Genomic DNA, 21648 nt, shown 5'->3' on the forward strand with positions numbered 1-21648 from the left:
TCATCGTTTTATTTGCCAATTTTTACGCCTTTCATAGAGTTTACTAACCAGCGCGATGCGGTTTTTTCTTATTTTCTCATCCTCGGCGTTTATCATTACGTTATCAAAAAATTTATCTATCGCCTCTTTTAGCCCGAATAGCTCGTTAAGCCTAGTTTTAAAATCGCTATCTTTCTTCGTAGCGGCGCTAAATTTTTCGTATAGCTCGCGCTCGGAAGCGTCCTTAAATAGCGACTCGTCGATCTCGCCCGCGCTTTGCTCTTTTACGATATTAGCAAGTCTCTTAAACGTCGAGAAATTTTCCTTAAACTGCGGCGCGGCAACTACTTCGCTCATTGCCTTAATCGCCTCGCAAAGCCCTAAAATTTCGCGCCTACCGCTATTTATGCATGCTTTTACGATTGATGGATTAACGTCGAAAAACGTATAAATTCGCTCGATTATAAACGCTTCAAGTGCGCTTATATCAAAGCTTTTATAGCCGCTCGCAAGCGCCCCCAGTACCTCTTTAACGTCGAATTTTAGTCCGTGTGCGAGGGCGATTTTTATCACGCCGTTCGCCGCGCGGCGGAGCGCATACGGATCTTTCGTACCGCTCGGGATTTTGCCGACGCTAAATAGTCCCATTAGCGTATCGAGTTTATTTGCCAGCGCCACTACCGCGCTAAATACGTTAGACGGGCAAGCCGCATCCTCGCCGTTGGGTAGATATTGCTCGCGGATCGCCGTTACGACCGCCTCGCTCTCGCCGCGCGCATGCGCGTAATATGCGCCCATCGTGCCTTGCAGCTCGGTAAATTCATAAACCATCTGCGTAGTAAGATCGGCTTTCGAGAGCATTATCGCGCGCTCTATCAGCGCCTCGTAGCCCTCTCCCGCTTGCGCTTTAAGCTCGCTCGCGTAAAGCCTTGCCAGCACGCGCGCTACCGCCGCTTCGCGAAGTTCTTTTTCGTATAGGCTGCCGAGCTCCTTTAAGTAAATAATGTTTTTAAGTTTTTCGGGACCGAACTCGGCTTTAAGGTCGCTTCGCCAGAAAAACATCGCGTCGCTAAGCCTTGCGCGAAGTACCTTTTCGTTGCCTTTAATAATTAGCGCGTAATCGCGCGTAATCGCATTTGAGACGACCACGAACGCGTTATTTAGCTTACCGTCTTTAAAAACCGGAAAATAACGCTGATTTTCCTTCATCGACGTAATAATTACCTCGCTAGGTACTTCTAAAAATTCTTCCTCGAATTTGCCCAAAAGAGCCGTCGGATACTCGGTGATCGCGACGACTTCGTTTAGTAGATCCTCGTCTATCTCGATGCTTACGCCGTTTGCGGCTTCTATTTGCTTAAATTCGCTCAAAATTTTAGCGCGTCTTGCGTCCGCGTCTAAAATCACGCCGATTTTATCCATAGCGCTAAAATAATCTCGCGCGCTAGGCACGGCGAATTTCTCGTAACTAACGCTTCTGTGCTGAAAAATATCGTTCGAGCTTTCTATGCCGAATTTGTTAAATTTTAGCGCTTCGCTTCCTAAAATCGCAAGCAAAGAGCGCACCGGCCTTATAAATTCAAACTCGCCCGTCCCCCATCTCATCGACTTCCCGAAATTTAGCGAAAGCAAAAATTTCTCTATCATATCGCCGATTACCGCGCGGCTAGGCTCGCCGGCTACGCGCTTTTCATAGTAAAGCACCTCTTTGCCGTCAATCTCTTTAAATTTTAACTCGTCCTCGCCAATACCGCATTTTGCCGCAAAGCTCGCCGCCGCCTTGCTCCAAACGCCGTCTTTTAGAGCTACGGATTTAGGCGCGCCTATCATCTCTATCGTCGCGTCGTCTTGTTTTTCGCTAAAATTTTCGTGCCAAAACGTTAGCCTGCGCGGCGTGTAGTAAAATTTAAACTCGCTTTTTAAGCGATACTCGCAAAGCACGGCTTCCCATTTTGCTCTGATATTTGGCAGCTCTCTTAAAAATGGGATCGCCGGTAGCTCTTCAATGCCGATTTCAATTAGTAATTCTTTCATTTTTTACTCTCTTTTTTTGAATTTTTCATCGCTCTTTTCCTCTCTCTTTCTTGCGTTTGCAGCGCTACTCCGCGCAGCATAAAAACTAAAAATAACGCAAACGCGCCGATCATTAAAATATCTAAAATTTTCATTTTCGCTCGATATAAAGCTGTTTTTCGCCTTTGTAGCTCTTAACGAGCGCGCCCGAAAAGCTTACGTTTTTAGTATCGTAAATGCGCCCACTCGGGCTATAAACGCGAATTTTTCCTTGCGGCGAGATCAAATACCCGCTTTTTACTTCGCCGAAAATTTCATCGATTACGTCGCCGTCTCTGGCTTCGCTTAGTCGGTTTGCGCTTAGCATAAAAGCGCCGGGTTCTACGACGTCCCGAATTTGCCTTATCTCGTAGCTTGCTACTTCAAGCGCGTCTTTGTAAATTTTGGTTTTAGTTACTAAAACGTCTAGCATCTGCCCTAGCGCTAGCTTATTTTGCGGGTCGAATACGTAAATTCCGCGGTGATTGCTCGCTAATACGAAGCCGTTTTTATCCTTGTAAACCACCACCGCGCGGTTTAGAAAAAAAGGCGTTTTTTGAGGCGCGGCAAAGATATCGTCCACGCTTGCGGGACTATACTCGCTACCGCTTGCGGGCGCTTGTTTTACGTCTTCTTGCGGCGCGTCGTTATCACCTTTTACGCCGAAAATTTTCTTAAATAAAGATACGTCCTCTCGCGCCGGCTCGGTAGAGAGCTTAAATTTTAGCGCAAAATGATCCGAGTACGCGCTTTTGCCGTTTTCTAGCCTATTTTTGCCCTCGCTATCAAGCATAAATTTAGGTTTAAATACCTCGAAACTACCTTTAACGTAGCTCATCCCGGCGCCGTCTGCGACGAAAAATTCGGGCGCTAGCAAGACGTGGTCGATCGCGCTTTTTTTGTTTCCGACCTGATGAGAATAGCGCTCGCTAGCTTCTAAAAATTCCCATAAATCGACGAAACCGCCCGTTTCTATAATCTTATTTAGTAACGAACGCGAGCCGTAGGGCGTATTAAAATCGCCCAAAACCACGGCGTTTTTCACGTCTCTAATCGCCGCTCTTAACGTACGTTCGGCCTTTTTTTGTTTGGCGACGCCGTTTTTATACGCCGGAAAATGATTAACGAAAACGCTAAAATTTTTGCCTTCCGTCTCAAAATCTACTCGTAAAATATTACGCGTTTTGACGTTAGAAACGACGAAATTTTGCGTATACGTCGGGCGAATCTTAGAGATTAGTCCAAGTCCTACGGGCGCGTCTTTTCCGCCGCTAAACACGACGTATTTATACTGCGTGCCGCTAGCTAGCTCTTTTAAGACGCTTTCGTTTTCTATCTCTTGAAGCGCGATAATATCGGTATTTAGCGCCAAAATCGCCTCTTTTACGCGCGAAATTTTAGCGCTCGCCGCCGCACAATCCCACTCACCGCCGCCTACTCTAAAATCGTCGTATTCGCTGCCGTCGTTTTTACAGTCGAACAAATTTTCGACGTTATAAGTAGCGATCTCTACTTGCGCGCTAAAAACCGCCGTTACGAATAAAAAAACCAGCGCCGTTACGCGTCTCAAATTTCTCCCCTAAAATCAAATTTTTCGATATTTTGACGGATCGCCTCATAGGCTACAATACCCGCGCTCATCGCCAAATTTAGGCTTCTACCGCGTTTACCCATAGGAATGGTTATCATATTTTTTTCATTTAGCCTCATTAGCTCTTGCGGCAGTCCCGTGCTTTCGCCGCCGAAAAATATAAAATCGCCCGCCCTAAATTCCGCTTCGTAATAAAGCCTGTTCGTTTTCGTCGTAGCAAAGAAAAACCGCTCTTTATAAGCTATGTTGCTAGCTAAAAAATCGTCCAAGCTCTCCCAAATAACGGGATTGAGCGCTTTCCAGTAATCAAGCCCCGCGCGGCGCACCGCCTTTTCGTCAAGAGAAAAAACGGTCGGTTTTACGATGTGAAGCGTAAGATTAGCATTTACGCACATTCTGCCGATTGCGCCAGTATTTTGCGGGATTTGCGGGCTTACGAGAACGATATTAAACATTAAAGCGGGAGTTCCTAATCTATAAATTAAGGCTTGATTTTACCTGAATTCGGCTTAAATTTACGCGCTGCCGAGCGCGTTTTTAAAAATTCCTCAATCGCCGCGTTTTGACGAGCGCGTATCTGCTGGCCTATCGCCGCGCCCGTAAATCCTTGCGCCAAAATTTCGCTCACGCTAATCGCGGGAGAAAATTTTCGTTCGTAAATATTAAGCTCTTTCGCCGCTTTTATCCTACCTTCGTTATAGCATCCCAGCCATGAATTTAACGGCATTTCAAGCGAAATTTCAAGCAGTCGCCTAAGGCTAGGCTCGCCCGCGCAAACGGGCTGCTTTTTAACGGATAAGAAGCTTTTAGGCAAAGCCAGATCGAAAACTATCTTATCTACGTTCGCGCCGAATTTTTGAGCCGCCAAATACAAAAACAGCCGCTCGTCCGCTATAAATTTTCGCGCATTTTTAAGCTCTTGCTTAAAATTTTTAAGCTCTTGCTCGCTTAAATCTAAACCGAAAAACCGCTTTAAAAGCCCAAGCTCGTAAAGATACTCCGCCCCGACGTCAAGGTGCGGCGCGTGCATAAATTTTACTAGCTCCGCAGCTATTCTGTCGCGGCTTAAAAAGCTAAGATTTAGCGTTTTCATAAGCTCGATCGTCTGCGGTGCGATCGCGAAATTTAGCCTTGCCGCAAACTGAATTCCGCGCAAAACGCGAAGCGCATCCTCACAAAATTTCTCATTATCTACGTGGCGCAAAACGCTAAGCGCTATATCCCGTTCCCCGCCCCAGCAATCAACGAGCGAACCGTTAAAAATATTTATCATCATCGCGTTAATCGTAAAATCCCGCCTCATCGACGCTTCGCGCTCGTCGTTGCAGTATTTTACGCTAAAATCTCGGTGGCGCTCGCCGGTTTTACTCTCTATCCTAGGAAGCCCTAGGTCGAAATTTTTAAATTTATAAATAAAGTAGCTTTTTCCGACGCAGTTTGCGCCGATTTTTTGCATTAAGGCGTCGAAATTTTGAGGGGAGACGTCGTAAATTTCGACGTCGTAGTCGCTGCATTCGCGCCCAAGCAGTAAGTCGCGCACGTAGCCGCCGACTAGATAGGCACGTTTCGTATAAGGCGCAAGTAGCGCCCTAATCTCTTTAAATTCGCTATTTTGACAAATTTTCGAGGCGATTTTCGACATTTGCAAGCGTAAATTCTAAAAATTTAAGAGTAAGTTCTAAACGCTCGTCGAGCCTTTGTCTAGGCATCTCGTTTAGCCCCGCGAAAAGCACCTCTATACGCTCGCGCAAATTTTTTAAAAAGGTAGCTTCGGAGCTGATTATCTCGCCGTTCTCGCCGAATTTTACCGCGCCTTGCGGCGGCTGAGCGGTTATAGCGGCGTCGCTTGGGGCGCCCGGCTTAAAGTCCTCGTCTATTTTAAGCTCGTCGAACATGCTTAAAATTTCGGCTTTTTCGTCTTTTTTATCCGAAATTTTAGGCTCAATTTCTTCTACTTGCTCTAAAATTTCGCTTTGCGCCTTAATCTCGTTTTCGCGCGGAGTCGTTAAATTTTCTATCTTTTCAAGCTCGGCGCTCACTTCGTCGATCGCGATTTTAGCGATATCTTCTAGATTCATAACTTCACCAACCATCTTTTAAATTCCACGACCTCTTGCGGCGTGCTCATGTTTATGAAAAATTCCTTCATCTGCTCGTTTTGCGCCGCGCGCGGCTTTCTAAGCCCGCTAAGCCGTCTAATCGCCGCTAGCGCGTCCTTGTTCGCGGGATCGCTTTTTAGGATATTTTTATACACTTCCAACGCGTCGTCCATAAGCCCTTGCGACTCGCAGATTAGCGCTTCGGTAACCGTATTTCTCATTATTTTATAAATCCCGCGATCGCATCGCCCATCTCGCCCGTCGTGCATAGCTCTTTGGCTCCGTAAGCGGCTATATCTTTCGTGCGGTATCCTTGCGCTAACGCCTCTTTAACCGCGGATTCGATCGCTTGCGCCGCGCCGTCCTCGTTTAGCGCGTACCTAAGCATCATCGCCGCGCTTAAAATCGTAGCGACCGGATTTGCGATGCCCTGCCCCGCGATGTCGGGTGCGCTGCCGTGTATAGGCTCGTAAATTCCTACTTTGCCGCCGATACTAGCGCTTGGAAGCATTCCGATAGAGCCTACGACCATGGCAGCCTCGTCGCTTAAAATATCGCCGAATAAATTTTCGGTTAAGATTACGTCAAATTGCGCGGGATTTCGCACGAGCTGCATCGCGGCGTTATCGACGTACATAAACTCTAATTTTACGCTAGGATAGCCTTTGGCTACTTCGCTAACGACCTCGCGCCAAAGTTGGCTCGTTTCTAGCACGTTCGCCTTATCGACCATGCAAACTCTTTTTTTGCGTTTCATCGCCGCTTCAAAACCGATCTTTGCTATACGCTCGATCTCGGCGCGAGTGTAGGTCATAGTGTTAAACGCGTCGTTTTCGCGTTTTTCGCGCGGCTGCCCGAAATATATGCCTCCCGTTAATTCGCGGACCACCAAAATATCGACGTTTTGTAAAATTTCGGGTTTTAGCGTGCTCGCGTCCGCCAGCTCGTCGTAAATCGTCGCAGGACGCAAATTCGCGTAAGTCTCAAGCCCTTTGCGAAGTTTAAGCAGCCCGCTTTCGGGACGTTTGTCGCGCGGCAAGTTGTCCCATTCGGCTCCGCCTATGGCGCCGAAAAGCACCGCGTGAGAATTTTGGGCGCTAGCAAGCGTTTCGCTAGGTAGCGGCTCGCCGAATACGTCGTAAGCCGCGCCACCCATAAGCTTATAATCGTAATCTAACGAAAAGCCGAATTTCTCGCTTACGGCGTCTAGAACCTTAATCGCCTCGTCCACGATCTCGGGTCCGATACCGTCGCCTTTTATTACGCAAATTTTATATCTTTTCATCGCTATTCCTTAAATTTTGCTTTTCGAGTATTCTATTAGGCCGCCGGTTTTTAAAAGCTCTTGCATAAAAGGCGGAATCGGATGAAATTTATACTCTTTACCGTCGGTTAAATTTTTAATCGTTCCCGCGTCCAGATCGATTTTTAGCTCGTCGCCTTGCGATATCTGCTCGGTATCGTTTATTTCAAGGATTAAAAGTCCCGTATTAAAGCTATTTCTATAAAAAATCCTAGCAAAGCTCTTAGCCACGACCGCGCCTATGCCCGCGGCTTTTAGCGCCAAAGGAGCGTGCTCGCGCGAGCTGCCGCAGCCGAAATTTTCGCCCGCTACGATGATATCGCCCGCCGAAATTTTCTTGCTAAATTCAGGATCGGCGTCCTCCATGATATGAGTAGCTAAAATTTTCTCGTCGGAGGTGTTTAAATAGCGTGCGGCGATAATAATATCCGTATCGATATTATCGCCGAATTTCCATACTTTGCCTTGTTTCATTTGCTTGCCTTTTTAAAAATTTAAGGCGATTTTATCAAAACAAAACTAAATAATTTATCAAGTAGCCCTTAAAAAGCCGCATCTATCGCCTGGCAAATCGTATGAACGAAAAATATGTGCATCTCTTGAATGCGCGCCGTATCGCTTGAAGGTACGACTAAATTTATATCGCAAAGCTCGTTCATCGCGCCCCCGCCTTTGCCGCTAAACCCGAGCGTTTTTATACCGCTTTTACCGGCGAATTCAAGCGCGTTTAAGACGTTTTTGCTATTTCCGCTGGTCGAAATCGCGACGAGTAAATCGCCCTTCCGCCCGAGCGCTTCTAGCTGTCGCGAAAAAACTAAATCGTAGCCGTAGTCGTTACCGATAGCAGTAATCGCGGAGGTGTCGGTAGTTAGCGCGATACCGGCAAGCGCCCTGCGCTCGGTCTTATATCGTCCCGTAAGCTCGGCCGCTAAATGCTGCGCGTCCGCGGCGCTCCCGCCGTTTCCGCAAATTAAAATTTTACCGCCGCTTTTTAGCGTATCAATCGCCGTTTCGCACGCGCGCGCTAAAATTTCCTCTAATTGCGCCGTTTTTTGCAGCGTCTGTGAATGCGCGTCAAATTCAGCCCTAATCATCTCGTTTACTTGCATTTTCTATCCTTTTAATAATCGACGTCGTGCTCTTACCCTCTATGAATTCTACTAGCCGCACGTCGCTTACGATATTGGAGCCTACAACCTCTTTGCCTGCGTAATCGGCGCCTTTTACTAAAATATCGGGGCGTAGTTTTTCGATTAAATTTAGCGGCGTATCCTCGTCAAAGACTACGACGTAATCGACGAATCCGAGCGAGCATAAAATATTTGCCCTGTCAAGCTGCGAATTCACCGGGCGAGCCTCGCCTTTTAGCCTTTTTACCGAAGCATCGGAGTTTAGCCCTACGACTAAAATATCGCCGAAATCGCGCGCTTTGGCTAAATATTTGACGTGTCCGGCATGTAAAATATCAAAGCAGCCGTTGGTAAATACGAGCTTTTTCTCGCCTCTACGAGCCAAAATTTCCGCTACTTCGTCGGCGCTTTTTAATTTATACTCGAAATCAGCACTCGCTCGGCTTCGCAAAAGCTCTTCTATCTCGCTAAAATTCGCCGTGGCGCTTCCGGTTTTGGCCACTACTACCGCGGCGGCTAAATTCGCCGTTTTTATAGCTTCTTTAATGTCTTTTCCGGTAGCTAGCATATAACCTAGCATAGCAAGCACCGTATCTCCAGCACCCGTTACGTCAAACACCTCTTTGGCTTTGGCCGCAAAAATTTCAAGCTCCCGCTCGAAAAGCGCGATGCCGTTTTCAGAAAGCGTAATGATGGAGTATTTTAAATTTAGCTCGTATTTTAGCGTTTTTATCGCCGCTTTTAAGCTATCTTCGTCTTTGATTGAAATTTTAGTAGCCTCGCTCGCCTCTTTTTTATTAGGCGTTAGCAAAGTCGCGTTTTTGTATTTTGAATAATCTTTGCCTTTGGGATCTATTAGCACGGGTATGTTTAGCTTATTGCACGCGTTTATTACGCGCTCGCACAGACTTTTAGTCAAGACGCCCTTGCCGTAATCGCTAAGCAAAACGGCGCCGAAATTTTCTAAATTTCGCTCTATCTTTTCAAAAAGCTCGCCCTCTATTTTTATATCGTCCGCGCTTTCTTTGTCAAATCTTATTACCTGCTGATGAGACGCCATAATGCGGCTTTTTATCGAGCTTTCTCTATCTTTTTGAATAAGCAGCGACGACGTATCGGCGTTTATATTTTTAAGAGCGTTTTTTATTTTCTCGCCGGCCTCGTCGTCCCCTAGCACGCTAGCTACGCTTACGCTAGCGCCTAGTTGGACTAAATTTCGCACTACGTTACCCGCGCCGCCTAGCAGATAGCTCTCTTTTTGCACCTTTACTACCTGCACGGGCGCTTCGGGCGAAATTCTATCGCACGAGCCCCAAATGTAGTGATCTAACATTAAATCGCCAACGACTAAAATTTTAACCATTTATCTCTTCCTTAAAAATTCGCCTAATTTCCGGTAAATAGTCTCTTATGCCCTCTTCTAAGCTCCATTTACTCTCGTATCCTAGCGCCTCTTTCGTAGGATTAACGTCTGCTTGCGTATGAAACTGATACGAGCCTACGTAAGGGTTAGGAACGTATTCGTTGCCTAGATCTACGCCGATTTCTCGCTGCAAAATATCGGCGATATCTTGAAAGCTTCGCGCGTTTCCGGTGGCTGCGTTATACACGCCGCTTTTTGCGTCGAGCGCCTTTAAATTCGCCTCGATAATATCTTTAATATAGACGAAATCGCGCTTTATCTCGTCGCTTTTTTCAAAAAGCCTAGGCGTCTTACCCGCTAAAATTTGCAGTCCGAACTGCAAAATCATCGACGCGGTCTTGTTTTTAAAAAACTCGCCCTTGCCGTAGACGTTAAAATATCTAAGCCCTATTACGCTAACGCCCCTCGCGGCATAAATTTTACCGATATTATCCATCGCCAGTTTGCTAAATCCGTAAGCATTATTAGGCGCTTCGCACTCGCCTACTTTTTGCGGGCTTTTGGCGTTGCCGTAGGTAGCGCCCGAGCTTGCGTAGATCATTCTAGCGCCCGTATTTTCGCAAATGTCAAGCAAATTCACGAACGCGTTTACGTTGGTTTTTATTAGCTCGTCTTGCTCTCTAACCGTCGTATCAGAAATCGCCGCTTCGTGATAAATTACGTCCGGAGCGAATCTTCGTATCTTTTCGAGCGTATTTTCGTCGTTGATGTCGCCCGCGTAAATTTCGCCTTTGAAGCCCAGCAAATTTTTAAAATGACCGAAGCTTTTTAAATTTCCGTTGCTAAACGTCTCTTCGCTTCTAAATTTATCCACCGCCAAAACGCTGGTATTTTTAAAATTTTCGTCAAAATAATGCGCTAGCGCCGAGCCGATAAACCCCGCCGCGCCGGTGATTAGTACCTTTTTTCCGTCTAAGTTCATATCTCGTCCTTTATGGTTTCGTAAATTTGTCTTACGCTTTTAAAATTTACGCCGTCTATTAAAAATTTTCGCCCCACTCCCGCAGCAATAGCGGCGTCCATATCGCTTTGTTTATCGCCGATCATTATCGAGCGCTCTAAATCTACGCTAAATTTTTTAGCCGCGTCAAGTATCATTTTAGGGCGCGGCTTGCGGCACTCGCAATTATCCTCGGGCGCATGCGGACAGAAATATACCTCATCTATCGTAACGCCGCGCTTTTTAAACTCGCCCAGCATAAATTCGTTTAAAATTTCAAACTGCCGCGCCGTGTAGTAGCCGCGCCCGATGCCTGATTGATTGGTAATTACGATGAGCTTGTATCCGCGAGCGCTAAAATTCGCTAACGCTTCGAATATCCCTTCGCAAAATTTAAAATTTCGCGCCTCGTAAACGTAGCCTAAATCCTCGTTTATAACGCCGTCTCTATCTAAAAATAACGCTTTTTGCATGGCACGATTATAACCGCTTTTTCTTTCGTAATTAATTAAAGCTTGCGGATTTTGGCGATTTCGTCGCGCAGCGCCGCCGCCTTCTCAAACTCCAGCTGCGCCGCGGCTTCCAGCATCTGTTTTCTCAGCTCTTTTATGATACTCGCTCGCTCGGCGGCAGGCATTTTTTCTAGATTTGCACCTTTTCTCAAGATCTCCGTGCCGTCCTCGACGTGCAGGCTCTCCTCGATGTTTCGGCTGACCGAGCGTGGCGTGATACCGTGGGCGCGGTTGTATTCGTCTTGCATCTTGCGGCGCGCTAGCGTCGTATCCATCGCTTCTTGCATGGATTTGGTGATCTTTTTGGCAAACATCAGCACTCGGCCGTTTACGTTTCTAGCCGCGCGCCCCATCGTTTGGATTAGACTCGTCGTCGAGCGCAAAAAGCCCTCCTTATCGGCGTCCATGATAGCTATGAGGCTAACCTCGGGCAGGTCAAGCCCCTCTCTGAGCAAATTTATGCCGATGAGCATATCAAACTCGCCCCCTCTTAGCCCGCGGATGATCTCGTTTCGCTCGACGGCGTCGATGTCTGAGTGCATGTATTTGACCTTGATACCAAGCTCGGTGTAGTAGCGGCTGAGCTCCTCGGCCATCTTTTTGGTGAGCACGGTGACTAGCACGCGCTCGTTTCTCTCGATGGTTTTTTTCGCCTCGTCAAATAAAATTTCCACCTGATTTTCGCTGTCTTTTATCTCGATTAAGGGATCAAGCAGCCCGGTCGGACGTAAAATTTGCTCGTAGACGTGGCTGCAGCTTAAATTTATCTCGTATTCGTTTGGGGTCGCCGAGACGAAAAGAAATTTGGCGCGTTTGTTTATAAACTCGTCAAATTTAAGCGGACGGTTATCAAGCGCGGATGGGAGACGAAATCCGTACTCCACCAGCACCTCTTTGCGGCTGCGGTCGCCCGCGTACATCCCGCGAAACTGCGGCAGGCTCACGTGGCTTTCGTCCACGATGACTAGGTAGTCCTTGCCTCCTAGCTCGAAATAATCAAACATCGAGTACGGCGTCTCTCCCGCCTTTTGCCCGGTTAGGTGGCGCGCGTAGTTTTCTATGCCCTTGCACATGCCCGTGCTACTCATCATCTCTAGGTCAAATTCCACTCGTTGTTTTAGGCGCTGCGCCTCGACGAGCTTGCCCTGCTCGTTAAATTCTTTTAGCCGCTCTTCTAGCTCCTCCTCGATCTGTTTGATGGCGATTTTTAGGCGATCTGCGCCTACGATAAACTGACTGGTCGGGTAGAGGATAAATTTTTTCAGGTCGTGTCTTTTTTTGTTTTCCAGCACATCCAGGCTATACATCGTCTCGATCTCGTCACCGAAAAACTCGATCCTAAACGCCTCGTCGTTAAAATACGCGGGATATACGTCCACCACGTCGCCGTTTACGCGAAAGTCGCCGCGGTCGAAATAAACGTCGTTTCGCTTGTATCCCATATCTACTAGCTTTTGCAGTAGCGCGCGCTGGTTGATTTTATCGCCGACGTTTAGGTATGCGACCATGCCTTGGTATTCGCTAGGGTTACCCAGGCCGTAGTTGGCCGACACCGACGCCACGCACACGACGTCGTCAAAGCTAAGCAGACTCGCCGTCGCAGATAGGCGCAGACGCTCGAGTTCTTCGTTTACGGAGCTGTCTTTTTCGATGAAAAGGTCTTGGCGCGGGATGTAGGCCTCTGGCTGATAGTAGTCGTAGTAACTGATGAAATACTCCACGTGATTTTTAGGGAAAAAGCCCTTAAATTCGCTATAAAGCTGCGCGGCGAGGGATTTGTTGTGCGTCATTATTAGCGTGGGCATATTTAGCTCTTTTATCACGTTTGCCATCGTAAAGGTCTTGCCCGAGCCCGTGACGCCTAGAAGCGTTTGGTATTTATTGCCCGATCTTACGGATGCGACGATATTAGCGACTGCGCGGGCCTGATCCTCGCTCGGGCTAAATTTGGACGAAATTTCAAATTCGCTCATTTTGCTACATTCCTTAAAATTTCTAAAATTCCGCGCATTTTAGCGAAATTTTATAAAATTTCTTAGATGAATTTTAGCCTCGTCGTGTTAGAATACTACTTTTATACCACGCAAAAGGAATAATAATGTTTGACGACGAAGTAGGACTTAGCACGCTTGCCGATAAAGTAAATGATCTAATTTCAAAATACGACGAATTAAGCCGCGCAAACGAAGAGCTACACAATCAAGTAATTACGCTAAAAGCGCAGAACGAGGCAAAAACAAATCAAATCATGCGCCTTGAAGAGGAGTTAAATAAGAAAAATAGCGAAGCCGACGACGTTCTTAAAAAGATCGAGGCGGTTTTAGGCAAATAATGAAGCAGATCACGCTTACGATTACTTCGCGAGATTATACGATCACGCTTGACGACGAATTCGCCGAAGTTTTCAAACGCGACTGGCAAAAATTTATGGGCGGCCAGAGATTTTTAGAACCCAAAGATTTAATAAACGCGTTCATAGAAAAATGCCACGAGGTCTATAATAACGAAAAAACGATACGAAAAATAACCAAAGGCGTGGATAACGCCTTACAAAAAAAGGAAAAGATATGAAAATTAAAAACGGCTTTACGATGATAGAGCTTGTATTTGTCATAGTTATATTAGGAATTTTGGCAGGTATCGGCTTACCTAGACTTTTGGTTAGCAGAGACGACGCTACCCTAACGAGAATCCGCGCCGATATAGCGAGTATTCGCGGCGGGATTTCAAACGCTTATAACGGGAATTTGATGCTAGGCAATCCGTCCTATCCAAGCACGCTTGATAGCGGCGGTAAGCTATTTGGCGCAATACTTAGCTCCGGCGTAACCGGCGGTCGCGAAGGATGGAGCGGAGGAAATCCAAGCTATATTCTAAAAGCTATCGGCAAACAAACTACCTTTACGTATGATTCGGGTAACGGAACTTTTACTTGCCCGGATACGAACGAGCTTTGCAAAGAACTACAATAGTTTAATTAATGTTTTATTACTTAGTTGCGTTTAGCGGGCGAAATTTAGCCCCGCTAACCTACCGTTCGCAACGAAAATTCGAAATTTTTAGCGCCGTGAGCGCGCCGCTCCAAGGTAAAATTTTAGGCGGATTTATCGTAGGCGAGTGCGAAGCTCCAACGTTTAAAACTCTTGAAATTTTAGCCCCCGCGCCCTATCTTTTAACTCCGCTTCAAATAGAACTCTCAAAATTTATCGCGCATTACTATACCTGCGAGATAGGCGTAGCGCTAGCGCTTTTCGAGCCGCAGAAAATGGAACGAAATTTATCCGAGTCACAGAGCGAAATTCCTACCGCAAATTTTAAAATTCCGAATTTAAGCGCCGAGCAACAAGCCGCGCTTGATTTCGCGCAAGAGCGTAAAACTAGCCTAATCTTCGGCGACACGGGAAGCGGCAAAAGCGAAATTTACATAGCGGCGATCGCAGAAATTTTAAAACGCGGCGAACAGGCTTTGTTTTTAATGCCCGAAATTTCGCTCACTCCGCAAATGCAAAAGCGTTTGGAAAGCTTTTTCGGTAGCGCCGTAGCCGTCTGGCACTCTAAAATTTCGCCCAAAAAAAAAGAACAAATTTTAAGCGGTATCGCGGACGGGCAGATCCGCCTAATCGCGGGCGCGCGCTCGGCGCTATTTTTGCCCCTATCTCGCCTAGCGCTAATCATCGTAGACGAAGAGCACGACGACAGCTACAAAAATACTGGCTCGCGCCCGCACTACAACGCGCGCGATTTGGCGCTATTTGCGGCGAGCAAATCGCGCGTGCGCGTAGTGTTAGGCTCTGCGACGCCCAGCGTAACCAGCTTTGCAAAACAGCCGCATTTTAGGCTAAAAGGCACGTTTTTTAAAGGCTCGAAAACTTTTATCTTCGACGAGAGCGAAACGGGCGTTAGTCAAACTCTAAAAGACGAACTCGCTCGCTGCTTAGCGGCTAAAAAACAAGCCGTGATCTGCCTGCCTACGCGCGCGAATTTTAAATATTTGGAGTGCAAAGAGTGCGGTCATACGATCAAATGCCCGTTTTGCAGCGTCGGTATGAGCTTTTATAAGCGCGCAAACGCCCTAAAATGCCAGTATTGCGATTACCGCGCGGCTGTGCCTAGCGCGTGCGAGAAGTGCGGCAGCGAGATGATCGAGGCGCACAGGATCGGCACTAGCGAGCTGATCGAGCGGCTACAAAGCGAGTTTGCGGGCGCTCGCATCGCAAAATTCGACCGCGACGAGATTACCACGCAAAACAAGCTTGAAAAGACGCTTAAAGCCTTTAATGCGGGCGAGATCGACGTGCTGGTAGGTACACAGATGCTAAGCAAAGGTCACGACTACCACGGCGTCGCGCTCGCGGTGGTTACGGGGCTTGACGAGCTGCTAAATTTCCCTGATTTTCGCGCAAGAGAGCGCACGCTGGCGCTCGCCATGCAAGTGGCTGGCAGAACGGGGCGCGCGGGCGAAGGACGCGTGCTAATACAAAGCCGGCGGCGCGAATTTTTCGAGCGCTATATAAACGACTACGACGCATTTTTACTAGACGAAACGAGTTTTAGAGAAGGACTTTATCCACCGTTTGTGCGGCTGCTGCGCGTCGTGGTGTCGCATAAAAACGAAGGCGCGGCGAGAGATCTTACGTATAAATTAGTCGAGCGGCTTGAAATTTTACGCGCGAAAATCGAAGACAAAACGCCGCTTGAAATCGTCGGCTACGGCAAGTGCGGCATCGAGATGATAGGAGCGAAATTTCGCTACGAAATACTTTTGCGCTGCGTTTCGCACGCTCCGCTCATAAAAGCCGCTCGCATCTGCGCCGCACACGGCTTTGACGTCGATATAGATCCGATAAATTTTTCGTAGTATTCTTATTTCTAGGACTTAAACATAACTAAATTTTTATTTGTGATAATGTTTATCTTTTTTAAGCCTATTTTTATACGATTTAATTATAATCGCGTTATAATTTTATCTAGCTTTAAACATACGGCCTAGTTAAAATTATAAAGATTATCTTAAAGGAACTTAATGCAAAAATTTTTACAAGCCCTAGCAGGCTCGCAAAAATATTTCGTAAACTACGTTAGCGTCGCGATTTTCATCGTGATGGCGTGGATAGGCGGACTCAAAGTCGTACAATACGAGGCCGACGGCATCGTGCCGTTTGTAACCAACAGCCCGTTTTTTAGCTACATGTATAGCAAAAAAGATATCGTAGATAACGGCAAGGGCAAAATGGTCGCCGAGTACAACCTACACAAAAACCCGGAAGGCTTGGTCGTGCCTAAAAACATCGAGTGGCACAAACAAAACGGTACTTACGCTGTTTCGTATTTGATCGGCGCGATGATCTGCACTATCGGTACGCTCGTGCTGCTTGGCATCTGGTTCCCTAAACTAGGGCTTATCGGCGGGCTGCTGACGTTTGGCATGTCTATCGTAACGCTTAGCTTTTTGATAACGACGCCTGAGACTTGGGTGCCGAATCTAGGCAATCCGGCGCTCGGTATCACTGAAAGCCCTAATCACGGCTTCCCGTATCTATCGGGTGCCGGACGACTGGTGCTAAAAGATATAATAATGTCTGCTGCGGGGCTAATCGTAGCCTCAAATGCGGCACGCAGGCTTTTGGAGTGCTGCAAAAGCTGCGCAGGTAAGTAAAATTGCGGATTTTAGCGAGCGGTATGCCTAAATTTAGGTATCTTGCCGCTTGCGGCCGCGTTTATCCCTAAATTTATGGTCTTGCCGTAAATTTGTCTTCTTTTTCTATCCCAGACTAATTTTTGCGCTAAACACCAAACCGACGGAACTCTGAAAAAGTCGCTAAATTTTATTTTTTACATTCCGCGGATTGACGAGCGTTGATTTTAAATTTGCCTTTGCTTCTTGTTCGTCAAATTTAATAATCCAAGCGCATTTATGGATACGGCTAAAATTTGCCGCCCGACTAGACCGTGCAAAAAGTCGGGGTAGATTTATCCACGCCCAATAAACCTTACTTTGCCTTTTCGCAACCTAGATCAAGCCCTAGTTCGCAGGATTTTTTATAAAATTTAGCCGCTTGTTCGCTTGATTTTTCCGCGCCTTTACCGCTCTCATAAAGCCCTGCCAGTCCGTAGCAGCCGCCGCTACTACCCATTTCGCAGCTTTTGTTAAATAACTCGAACGATTTTTGCTCCGAGCGCTCCACGCCCCTGCCTACGCCGTAGACGTCGGCTAAATTCGAACAGCCGTTAGCATCGCCTAGCTCGCACGATTTTTCGTAAAATTTAGCCGCCTTGGCGTAATCTTGCGTAGCGCCCATACCGTAGTCGTAGGCTAATCCCGCGCGACGACAAGCCTCCGCGTGCGACGCTTCGCAAGCCTTCTCAAAACCGCCGAGCGCACCCGCAAGATCGCCTTTTGCTTTCGCCGCTTGCGCCGCGGCGTAGATTTCGTCCGCGCTTGCGCCAAACATCGCGCTTGCAGCGCATAGGAGCGAAACTGCTAAAATTTTTCTCATTTTTTTATCCTTTAAAATTTGATGGATGCGGATTCTATCGCAACGTTTTTGAAATTTACGTAAATTTGTCGCCGACAAGTCGCTAAATTTTCCGTTTATACGCTAAAATACCTGCGTAAATTTATGCAAATTTTAAGGAGAAGGCGTGGGTATTTTTGACTTTTTTAAAAAAGGGGCTGATAGCGCGCGAAAAAGAAGCGCAAGCGCCGTAAAGATCGGTAAAACCGCGCAGGAGCGCAAGGATATAAGCATCGAAATTTTAAAATCGCAAGGCGTGCCTTTTATAGACCATCTGCCGCTGCGATACGAGACGGGCGAGGTCGCGCCGCGCGAAAAGGACGAGGTTATCGCCCGCGCGATTTGCTCGTTTGCCGCGATAATGTGCGCTTGCACGATCAGAGATAACGGCGAGCTAACGGACGAAGATAAGCAGGGCGCGAAGGATTTTCTCGATAACCGCTTCGGGTGCATAGACAAGCTAACGCGCATGGAACGCCGCGTCATAGATGGCGAAGCAAGCTACGACGAGGCCGTAAATATGGGTTGGAAATACGAGTCGCTGTGGGCGCTGCTTTGGGCGATGGGGCTAGTAAAAGAGCTGGATTTCCCAAAGGATATCTGCGATTGCAATTTTGTAATGAAGACCTTTGGCGGCGATTTTTCGGAGCGCGTGAAAATGCGGGGTACGGATGAAATTTTGCAGGCGCTTGATCTCGTCTACCGCTACCACTGGGCGTGCGTCAATGCCAGAGTAAACGGTACTAAGAGTGCAGGCCTTGATGAAGAGGTCGTGATGGAAAGGCGCGGCGGGCTAGAGTGGCTGTGTTGCAAGGGCGCGGAGAATGATAATCCGAGCGATGAGTATAATGCGTGGGATTATCCGGATCTAAACACCTGACGCGTCGTCTCGCTTTGCTATACTTCGTTGCGTCTAAAATTTACTCGGTCACGTATTGCAATACGCTCCCGTCGAAAATTTTATTCGCGACTCGTCTAGCTTCGCGATACTGCCGCTTGTATTTTTATATTTAAGTTTAAAGATATTTTTGTAAGCGTTTTTGATCTATCTCGCCTCTTCATAGCGAAGTTTAGCTTCACTGCGTTCGCTACTGCAAGCAGAGCGTTACGAGCGCATGGCGCGAAGTAAAGCAAAAATTGTCGTGCCTTATTTTGAGCTTTGCCTTGCGGATATCTTTATAAGACCCCCGTTGCTCGCGTTTTGCGTTCAAATTTAAGCTAAAATTTTACGCGGCGCCTCTTGCTTTTAAATTTACTTGCCCCACCGTTTGAATTTCTACTTTTTCATCTCTTCCCAAGCCAAATTTTAGTAAAATCCCGCAAAAATTAAAGGCTAAATTTGCAAAGATATCCCACGAAACAAATAAAAATCAGGGACGTAAAAATAGGCGGAGACGCGCCTATATCGGTGCAGTCGATGACGTTTAGTAAAACAAAAGACGTAAAAGGCACGCTAGAGCAGATACAGCGGCTTTATTTTGCCGGCTGCGATATCGTGCGCTGCGCCGTGTTTGACAAAGAGGACACCGCCGCGTTGCGCGAGGTAGTGAAGGCTAGCCCTCTGCCCGTCGTGGCCGATATCCACTTTAACCACAACTACGCCGTGATCGTTAGCGAGTTCGTCGACGCTATCCGTATAAATCCCGGAAACATCGGCTCGAAAAAGAATATCAAAGCCGTCGTGGACGCGTGCAAGCAACGAAATCTGCCTATCCGCATAGGCGTAAACTCAGGATCGCTAGAAAAGCAGTTTGAGGACAGATACGGCCGCACGGTCGAAGCGATGGTACAAAGCGCGCTTTATAATATAAATTTGCTTGAGGATTTTGACTTTACCGATATCAAAATCTCGCTAAAATCAAGCGACGTCGAGCGCACGATGGCCGCATACCGCGCGCTTAGGCCGCTGGTAAATTATCCGTTTCACCTGGGCGTGACGGAGGCCGGCACTAGTTTTCACGCGACGATAAAATCAGCGATTGCGCTAGGCGGACTGCTGCTAGAAGGTATCGGCAACACGATGAGAGTGAGCATCACGGGCGAGCTAGAAGAAGAGATCAAGGTCGCAAAAGCGATCCTAAAAGATAGCGGCCGCCAAAAGGAGGGGCTAAACATCATCTCGTGCCCGACCTGCGGGCGTTTACAGGCTGATCTGATGGCTGCGGTAAAGCTCGTCGAGGAGAAAACCAAACACATCAAAGAGCCGCTAAATGTCTCGGTGATGGGCTGCGTCGTAAACGCGATCGGCGAGGCTAAGGGTGCGGACGTGGCGATAGCGTTTGGTAAAGGAAACGGCATGATAATGCGCAAAGGCGAGGTAGTCGCGAGGCTGCCCGAGAGCGAGCTGGTGGATAGATTTTTACTAGAAATCGACGACGAGATAAAGTCGCGCCAGGCACACTAAATAACCCATATAAGCAAATGAAAATTTAAACGGAGAAAAACGTGGCACAACAAAATATCGATATGCACAACCTCTATGATCTGGATATGGAGCGAGCGATACTGGCGTCCATATTGTCAAACAACGACGCGTTGGGCGAAATTTTCGACATCATAAGAGCAAGCGACTTTTACCTAAAAGGACACGCAGATATTTACGACGCGATGGTACAATGCCTAAACTCCGACTTGCCGATTGCTACGAGCTTTTTAAAAAATAAACTAGGCGGCAAATACGACGAAAATTTAACCGCCGACGTGCTAGCTACGAACCCGATAATAGACATCTCTAAATACGCAGCCGAGCTAAAAGAAAAATCAGTCAAGCGAAGCCTCATCAAAATCGCCCAACAAATTCCATCAAAAGTAAGCGAGGATAAAGCCAGCCGCGATATGGTCGACGAGCTAAGTCAAGAGTGCTACTCGCTAATAGACGCTAACGGCGGCGCGGGCGCGATCAGACAAAGCCGCGAGATCATAGAAAGCATGGTCGAGCACCTAAAAGCGCAGGCCAAACTGGAAGATAAAAATATCGTGGGGCTGGATACGGGATTTCGCGAGCTAAACGAAAAAACCAAGGGCTTTAAAAACGGCGATCTAATCATAGTCGCCGCGCGCCCCGCGATGGGAAAGACGACGCTTTGTCTAAATTTCATCGAGCACGTGCTAAAACAGGACAAAGGCGTGGTATTTTTCTCGCTTGAAATGCCCGCCGAGCAAATTATGATGAGGATGCTAGCGGCTAAAACCTCTATCCCGCTGCAAGACGTGATGACCGCGAGCCTTGATAACGAGCAGTGGTCGCAGCTAAGCGACGCGTGCGACTATTACGCCTCGCGAAAATTCTTCGTGCACGACAGCGGCTACGTAAATATCCACCAGATCCGCACCCAAATGCGCAAGCTAAAAGCCGCTCACCACGAAATTTCGCTATGCGTGATCGACTACATCGGACTCATGATGAGCACTAACAACTTTGCCGATCGCCACGTGCAAATCGCCGAAATTTCGCGCGGATTAAAACTACTTGCGCGCGAGCTTGATATGCCAATTATCGCCCTTTCTCAGCTAAACCGCACGCTAGAAGCGCGCGCGAATAAACGCCCTATGCTAAGCGATCTGCGCGAAAGCGGCGCTATCGAGCAAGACGCCGATATGATATTTTTCGTTTACCGCGACGACGTTTACCGCGAGCAGGAGGAAAAAGAAGCCGAAAAGCGCGCTGCGGCCGAGGGTCGCCCTTACGAGCGAAAATTTACGCCAAACAAACTGCAAGAAACAGCCGAGATCATCATCGGCAAAAACCGAAACGGCGAGACGGGCAACGTCGAAGTGCTATTTCACAAGCAATTTTCGCGCTTTGCCAGTAAGCCTTACGGAGCGGCGGAGGCGGTCGAATTTCAGGGCTAGCCCGCTTTAATCCGTGAAATCTTTGCAAAATTTACGGCGATTTTATTTGCCGGCTAAAATCCGTGCCGCTATTTAAGACGCGCCTGGAAATGGCGATTTTCATCTGCGTTTGCGCTGGCGTTTTGGCGCTAAATTTAGCGCGCGAATACTCAAAATATCTCGAATTTATGCACGCGGGCGAACAGGAAGTAACCGCTCGCGTAAAGCTGCGAAATTTTCGGATTTTCGTGTTGGGCGGCGATGAAATTTAAC

24 protein-coding genes are annotated in these 21648 nt (G+C 47.5%); 9 read left to right on the forward strand and 15 right to left on the reverse strand.

Going from position 1 to position 21648, the window contains the following annotated elements:
* The 14 genes from glyS to uvrB form a co-directional block, all read right to left on the reverse strand.
* Positions 1-2013: a glycine--tRNA ligase subunit beta gene (gene glyS / locus QZ147_RS03080; RefSeq protein ID WP_295146830.1), complete on the reverse strand. Its 2013-nt coding sequence runs from the start codon at positions 2011-2013 to the stop codon at positions 1-3.
* A complete protein-coding gene (locus QZ147_RS03085) occupies positions 2010-2147 on the reverse strand; it encodes a hypothetical protein (protein WP_295146832.1) in 138 nt (45 codons plus the stop codon). The genes glyS and QZ147_RS03085 overlap by 4 nt, the downstream gene beginning before the upstream one ends.
* On the reverse strand, positions 2144-3601 hold the full coding sequence (locus QZ147_RS03090) for an endonuclease/exonuclease/phosphatase family protein (protein ID WP_295146834.1): 1458 nt from the start codon (positions 3599-3601) through the stop codon (positions 2144-2146). Before QZ147_RS03090 ends, QZ147_RS03085 begins: the two co-directional genes overlap by 4 nt.
* Positions 3598-4077, reverse strand: coding sequence for a tRNA (cytidine(34)-2'-O)-methyltransferase (locus QZ147_RS03095; RefSeq protein WP_295146836.1), 480 nt, complete (start codon positions 4075-4077; stop codon positions 3598-3600). Before QZ147_RS03095 ends, QZ147_RS03090 begins: the two co-directional genes overlap by 4 nt.
* A 26-nt stretch (positions 4078-4103) precedes the next feature.
* Complete coding sequence (locus tag QZ147_RS03100) at positions 4104-5264, reverse strand: CCA tRNA nucleotidyltransferase (RefSeq protein WP_295146837.1); 1161 nt, start codon at positions 5262-5264, stop codon at positions 4104-4106.
* Positions 5230-5715: a GlcNAc transferase gene (locus QZ147_RS03105; RefSeq protein WP_295146839.1), complete on the reverse strand. Its 486-nt coding sequence runs from the start codon at positions 5713-5715 to the stop codon at positions 5230-5232. The genes QZ147_RS03100 and QZ147_RS03105 overlap by 35 nt, the downstream gene beginning before the upstream one ends.
* Complete coding sequence (locus QZ147_RS03110) at positions 5697-5942, reverse strand: hypothetical protein (RefSeq protein ID WP_295146841.1); 246 nt, start codon at positions 5940-5942, stop codon at positions 5697-5699. The genes QZ147_RS03105 and QZ147_RS03110 overlap by 19 nt, the downstream gene beginning before the upstream one ends.
* Positions 5942-7006, reverse strand: coding sequence for a 3-isopropylmalate dehydrogenase (leuB, locus tag QZ147_RS03115; RefSeq protein WP_295146843.1), 1065 nt, complete (start codon positions 7004-7006; stop codon positions 5942-5944). Before leuB ends, QZ147_RS03110 begins: the two co-directional genes overlap by 1 nt.
* A 9-nt stretch (positions 7007-7015) precedes the next feature.
* A complete protein-coding gene (locus QZ147_RS03120) occupies positions 7016-7498 on the reverse strand; it encodes a 3-isopropylmalate dehydratase small subunit (RefSeq protein ID WP_295146845.1) in 483 nt (160 codons plus the stop codon).
* A gap of 68 nt (positions 7499-7566) precedes the next feature.
* Positions 7567-8133, reverse strand: coding sequence for a D-sedoheptulose 7-phosphate isomerase (gene gmhA, locus QZ147_RS03125; RefSeq protein ID WP_295146847.1), 567 nt, complete (start codon positions 8131-8133; stop codon positions 7567-7569).
* On the reverse strand, positions 8111-9517 hold the full coding sequence (gene rfaE1 / locus QZ147_RS03130; RefSeq protein ID WP_295146848.1) for a D-glycero-beta-D-manno-heptose-7-phosphate kinase: 1407 nt from the start codon (positions 9515-9517) through the stop codon (positions 8111-8113). The genes gmhA and rfaE1 overlap by 23 nt, the downstream gene beginning before the upstream one ends.
* Positions 9510-10499: an ADP-glyceromanno-heptose 6-epimerase gene (gene rfaD / locus QZ147_RS03135; protein WP_295146849.1), complete on the reverse strand. Its 990-nt coding sequence runs from the start codon at positions 10497-10499 to the stop codon at positions 9510-9512. The genes rfaE1 and rfaD overlap by 8 nt, the downstream gene beginning before the upstream one ends.
* Entirely contained in the window at positions 10496-10990 is a 495-nt protein-coding gene (gmhB, locus tag QZ147_RS03140) for a D-glycero-beta-D-manno-heptose 1,7-bisphosphate 7-phosphatase (RefSeq protein WP_295146850.1), read from the reverse strand. The genes rfaD and gmhB overlap by 4 nt, the downstream gene beginning before the upstream one ends.
* Positions 10991-11025: 35 nt before the next feature.
* The gene (gene uvrB, locus QZ147_RS03145; protein ID WP_295146851.1) at positions 11026-13002 is read right to left on the reverse strand and encodes an excinuclease ABC subunit UvrB; all 1977 of its coding nucleotides are present in this window, start codon (positions 13000-13002) and stop codon (positions 11026-11028) included.
* Positions 13003-13127: 125 nt separating this feature from the next.
* On the opposite strand from uvrB, the gene QZ147_RS03150 reads away from it, so the two are divergent.
* The 5 genes from QZ147_RS03150 to QZ147_RS03170 all read left to right on the forward strand — a co-directional run bounded on the left by QZ147_RS03150 (position 13128) and on the right by QZ147_RS03170 (position 16685).
* Complete coding sequence (locus QZ147_RS03150) at positions 13128-13361, forward strand: hypothetical protein (protein ID WP_295146853.1); 234 nt, start codon at positions 13128-13130, stop codon at positions 13359-13361.
* Entirely contained in the window at positions 13361-13600 is a 240-nt protein-coding gene (locus QZ147_RS03155; protein WP_295146854.1) for a hypothetical protein, read from the forward strand. The genes QZ147_RS03150 and QZ147_RS03155 overlap by 1 nt, the downstream gene beginning before the upstream one ends.
* Entirely contained in the window at positions 13597-14001 is a 405-nt protein-coding gene (locus tag QZ147_RS03160; protein WP_295146855.1) for a type II secretion system protein, read from the forward strand. The genes QZ147_RS03155 and QZ147_RS03160 overlap by 4 nt, the downstream gene beginning before the upstream one ends.
* Positions 14002-14009: 8 nt before the next feature.
* Positions 14010-15887 carry a primosomal protein N' gene (locus tag QZ147_RS03165; RefSeq protein ID WP_295146856.1) on the forward strand — a complete coding sequence of 626 codons (1878 nt, stop codon included), beginning with the start codon at positions 14010-14012 and terminating at the stop codon, positions 15885-15887.
* A 165-nt stretch (positions 15888-16052) separates the two neighbouring features.
* Positions 16053-16685: a DUF417 family protein gene (locus QZ147_RS03170; protein ID WP_122863517.1), complete on the forward strand. Its 633-nt coding sequence runs from the start codon at positions 16053-16055 to the stop codon at positions 16683-16685.
* 334 nt (positions 16686-17019) lie between these two features.
* Here the strand turns inward: QZ147_RS03170 and QZ147_RS03175 are convergent, their stop codons facing one another.
* Positions 17020-17526, reverse strand: coding sequence for a tetratricopeptide repeat protein (locus tag QZ147_RS03175; protein WP_295146857.1), 507 nt, complete (start codon positions 17524-17526; stop codon positions 17020-17022).
* A gap of 145 nt (positions 17527-17671) precedes the next feature.
* Here QZ147_RS03175 and QZ147_RS03180 point away from each other — a divergent pair, with 145 nt between their 5' ends.
* From QZ147_RS03180 to QZ147_RS03195, 4 genes are all read left to right on the forward strand, one after another.
* A complete protein-coding gene (locus QZ147_RS03180) occupies positions 17672-18424 on the forward strand; it encodes a DUF4272 domain-containing protein (RefSeq protein ID WP_295146858.1) in 753 nt (250 codons plus the stop codon).
* A 459-nt stretch (positions 18425-18883) separates the two neighbouring features.
* A complete protein-coding gene (gene ispG, locus QZ147_RS03185) occupies positions 18884-19948 on the forward strand; it encodes a flavodoxin-dependent (E)-4-hydroxy-3-methylbut-2-enyl-diphosphate synthase (RefSeq protein ID WP_295146860.1) in 1065 nt (354 codons plus the stop codon).
* A gap of 62 nt (positions 19949-20010) precedes the next feature.
* Positions 20011-21396, forward strand: a complete 1386-nt coding sequence (locus tag QZ147_RS03190; RefSeq protein ID WP_295146863.1) for a replicative DNA helicase — start codon at positions 20011-20013, stop codon at positions 21394-21396.
* Between the two features lie 89 nt (positions 21397-21485).
* Positions 21486-21647, forward strand: coding sequence for a hypothetical protein (locus QZ147_RS03195; RefSeq protein WP_295146861.1), 162 nt, complete (start codon positions 21486-21488; stop codon positions 21645-21647).
* Position 21648: the final 1 nt, after the last annotated feature.

This window comes from uncultured Campylobacter sp. (assembly GCF_905371695.1).
Lineage (GTDB): Bacteria > Campylobacterota > Campylobacteria > Campylobacterales > Campylobacteraceae > Campylobacter_A.

Bases quoted from the DNA above. Each gene is read 5' to 3' on its own strand.
- glyS (WP_295146830.1), bottom strand. From the start codon at position 2,013: ATGAAAGAATTACTAATTGAAATCGGCATTGAAGAGCTACCGGCGATC.
- QZ147_RS03085 (WP_295146832.1), bottom strand. From the start codon at position 2,147: ATGAAAATTTTAGATATTTTAATGATCGGCGCGTTTGCGTTATTTTTA.
- QZ147_RS03095 (WP_295146836.1), bottom strand. From the start codon at position 4,077: ATGTTTAATATCGTTCTCGTAAGCCCGCAAATCCCGCAAAATACTGGC.
- QZ147_RS03100 (WP_295146837.1), bottom strand. From the start codon at position 5,264: ATGTCGAAAATCGCCTCGAAAATTTGTCAAAATAGCGAATTTAAAGAG.
- QZ147_RS03105 (WP_295146839.1), bottom strand. From the start codon at position 5,715: ATGGTTGGTGAAGTTATGAATCTAGAAGATATCGCTAAAATCGCGATC.
- QZ147_RS03110 (WP_295146841.1), bottom strand. From the start codon at position 5,942: ATGAGAAATACGGTTACCGAAGCGCTAATCTGCGAGTCGCAAGGGCTT.
- leuB (WP_295146843.1), bottom strand. From the start codon at position 7,006: ATGAAAAGATATAAAATTTGCGTAATAAAAGGCGACGGTATCGGACCC.
- QZ147_RS03120 (WP_295146845.1), bottom strand. From the start codon at position 7,498: ATGAAACAAGGCAAAGTATGGAAATTCGGCGATAATATCGATACGGAT.
- gmhA (WP_295146847.1), bottom strand. From the start codon at position 8,133: ATGCAAGTAAACGAGATGATTAGGGCTGAATTTGACGCGCATTCACAG.
- rfaE1 (WP_295146848.1), bottom strand. From the start codon at position 9,517: ATGGTTAAAATTTTAGTCGTTGGCGATTTAATGTTAGATCACTACATT.
- rfaD (WP_295146849.1), bottom strand. From the start codon at position 10,499: ATGAACTTAGACGGAAAAAAGGTACTAATCACCGGCGCGGCGGGGTTT.
- gmhB (WP_295146850.1), bottom strand. From the start codon at position 10,990: ATGCAAAAAGCGTTATTTTTAGATAGAGACGGCGTTATAAACGAGGAT.
- uvrB (WP_295146851.1), bottom strand. From the start codon at position 13,002: ATGAGCGAATTTGAAATTTCGTCCAAATTTAGCCCGAGCGAGGATCAG.
- QZ147_RS03150 (WP_295146853.1), top strand. From the start codon at position 13,128: ATGTTTGACGACGAAGTAGGACTTAGCACGCTTGCCGATAAAGTAAAT.
- QZ147_RS03155 (WP_295146854.1), top strand. From the start codon at position 13,361: ATGAAGCAGATCACGCTTACGATTACTTCGCGAGATTATACGATCACG.
- QZ147_RS03160 (WP_295146855.1), top strand. From the start codon at position 13,597: ATGAAAATTAAAAACGGCTTTACGATGATAGAGCTTGTATTTGTCATA.
- QZ147_RS03165 (WP_295146856.1), top strand. From the start codon at position 14,010: ATGTTTTATTACTTAGTTGCGTTTAGCGGGCGAAATTTAGCCCCGCTA.
- QZ147_RS03170 (WP_122863517.1), top strand. From the start codon at position 16,053: ATGCAAAAATTTTTACAAGCCCTAGCAGGCTCGCAAAAATATTTCGTA.
- QZ147_RS03175 (WP_295146857.1), bottom strand. From the start codon at position 17,526: ATGAGAAAAATTTTAGCAGTTTCGCTCCTATGCGCTGCAAGCGCGATG.
- QZ147_RS03190 (WP_295146863.1), top strand. From the start codon at position 20,011: ATGCACAACCTCTATGATCTGGATATGGAGCGAGCGATACTGGCGTCC.
- QZ147_RS03195 (WP_295146861.1), top strand. From the start codon at position 21,486: ATGGCGATTTTCATCTGCGTTTGCGCTGGCGTTTTGGCGCTAAATTTA.